3 protein-coding genes are annotated in these 2,078 nt (G+C 72.7%); 1 reads left to right on the forward strand and 2 read right to left on the reverse strand.

The genetic code is table 11. The features are described from left to right. Positions 1-144 precede the first annotated feature (144 nt). On the forward strand, positions 145-972 hold the full coding sequence (locus FE256_RS17815) for a UbiA family prenyltransferase (protein WP_252371088.1): 828 nt from the start codon (positions 145-147) through the stop codon (positions 970-972). A 9-nt stretch (positions 973-981) separates the two neighbouring features. On the opposite strand, the gene FE256_RS17820 is transcribed toward FE256_RS17815, so the two are convergent. Together FE256_RS17820 and FE256_RS17825 are read right to left on the reverse strand one after the other, a co-directional pair. Next, on the reverse strand, positions 982-1,254 hold the full coding sequence (locus FE256_RS17820; RefSeq protein ID WP_138178315.1) for a hypothetical protein: 273 nt from the start codon (positions 1,252-1,254) through the stop codon (positions 982-984). 225 nt (positions 1,255-1,479) lie between these two features. Continuing rightward, positions 1,480-1,896, reverse strand: coding sequence for a hypothetical protein (locus tag FE256_RS17825; RefSeq protein ID WP_138178317.1), 417 nt, complete (start codon positions 1,894-1,896; stop codon positions 1,480-1,482). Positions 1,897-2,078 lie beyond the last annotated feature (182 nt).

Consider the following 2,078-nt stretch of genomic DNA (forward strand, 5'->3'; position numbering starts at 1 on the left):
GACAAGGGCTCGACGATGCCCCGTTCTGATGCGGATTCCTTTCGGCGGGGTGGCTCACCCGTTGCCGCCGTTGTGCGGAGACCACGCACGGCCGAGCTGCGGCGTCTCCGGCCGTGGCGCGGCGCGACGCGGTACCGTCGTCACGTGCCTGAAGCCCCCGCGAAGCCGCCCCTCATCGGGGCGCTGTGGGGCGCGACCCACCCCGGCCCCACGCTCGTCGTCACCGCACTGTCGCTCGCCCTCGGCATCGCCACGGGGCTCGAGCCGTGGCGCCTGGTACTGCTGGTGGTGTCGGTGTTCGCGGGGCAGGTCTCGGTGGGACTGTCCAACGACGCGATCGACGCGGCCCGTGACATCGCCGTCGGACGCACCGACAAGCCCGTCGCCGGGGGAGCGCTCACCCCGCAGCGGGCACTGGCGGTGGCCGTGGCATCCGTGGTCGTCGCCGTCGCGCTCTCGGCGCCACTGGGGCCCGGGCTCGTCGCCGCCCATGCGGTGGCCCTGGCCTCGGCATGGGCGTACAACGCCGGGCTGAAATCGACGCCCGTCTCGATCGTGCCGTTCCTGCTGAGCTTCGGGCTCTTCCCCTCGTTCGCGACGCTGTCGCTGCCCGATCCCGCCTTCGCGCCCGTCTGGGCGTCGCTCGCGGGTGCGGCCCTCGGCGCCGCCGTGCACCTCACCAACGTCGTCCGCGACCTCGACGACGACCGGGCCACCGGCGTGCGCGGACTGCCGCACCGGCTGGGCGCGCGTGCGTCGGTCGTGCTCGCCGCGGCGGGGATCGTCGTCGGGGCGGTGGCGGTGCTCGTCGGTTCCGGCGGCGGCCTGGTCGGCACCCTGTTCTTCGCTGCGGTCGTGCTCGTCGCGGTCGCCACGATGGCGCTCGCCCTCTCGCGTCCGCCCGGTCGTGCGGTGTTCCAGCTCACCATGCTCGCGGCGCTGCTCTTGGCCGCCCAGCTCGTCGCGACCTGAGCGCGCGCCTCAGGCTGGCCCGATGTCGGCGTGTCGCTCGTCGGCTCGCAGGAGGAGCGTCGCGAGGAGAGAAGCGACGAAGCCCAGGACGATGCCGATCGACGCGCCCACCGTGACGAAGCCGACGCCGAGGTAGGGCGCGGCAACGATCCCGAGAGCGAGCCAACTCCCCACGACCGCGAGGGCGGCGCCGGTTCTCGCCCGCTCGACGGCTTGGTCTGCGTCGGGGAGAAGACGGAAGGCGACGATGCCGCCGACCTGCGCCAGCACTGCGGTGCCCACACCGACGACCGCACCGAGAAGCGCAAAGGAGGGCGCCCGCCACTGCCCTGGGTCGCCAGATAGTCCGGGTTTCCCGTCACCGAGAACGCGAATCTCGTCACCGTGCCCAGCGCCGCCCCCAGCGGAACGGGGAGCCACAGAGAGCGACGGTAAGCGCGGAGCATCATGGCTCGACCGTAGATGCGCGTTCGGAGCCGGGCGAGGCCCCGCACCCGGTTGCCCAGGTCAGGCCGAGCAGTGCAGTGACGAGTACGTCTCGATGACCCGTTCATGATCGGGGAAGCCCGCGTCCGCGAGGGCTTCCCGAACGTCCGCGCGGACGACTTCGCGATGCACCGCGCCCTCGAGCACGGCGGCGGAGGGCCATTGCGTGTCGTCCAGCTCGGTGAGGGTCCGGTACCACTCGTGGGCTTCCTCGCTGTCGACAGTCGACTGCGCGAGGGCGGCTCGGGCGACACCCCATGCCTCGTCGGTCGCTCCGTCCGTCACCCCCGCGAGCCACCACTCGACACGACATGTGCCTCCGGTGACCGTGATCTCATCGACGCGATCGACCTCGGCGGGACGCACCACACCGCAGGAGCTCAGTGCGCCCGCGAGCACGAGAACAGCGATCGGGAGCACCATCCGTCGTCCACGCATCGCCTCACTCTACAAACCGTGGGCGGCCGGATGCCGAGACCACCCCAACGCACAACTCGACGCCTACCGCGCCGCCCGGTCGAACCGCATCGCATACGCGCGGGCGAACACCGCCCCGCCCGGACCGCGCAGCAGGGCGCGCAGTGCCGCCGATCGCGCGGCGTGCCCGCCCCGCCCGGCCG

The sequence above is a fragment of the Microbacterium sp. 5K110 genome (assembly GCF_005774735.1).
Classification (GTDB): domain Bacteria; phylum Actinomycetota; class Actinomycetes; order Actinomycetales; family Microbacteriaceae; genus Microbacterium.

Excerpts from the sequence above, each read along its gene's own strand:
- FE256_RS17825 (WP_138178317.1), bottom strand. The coding sequence starts at position 1,896 with ATGCGTGGACGACGGATGGTGCTCCCGATCGCTGTTCTCGTGCTCGCG.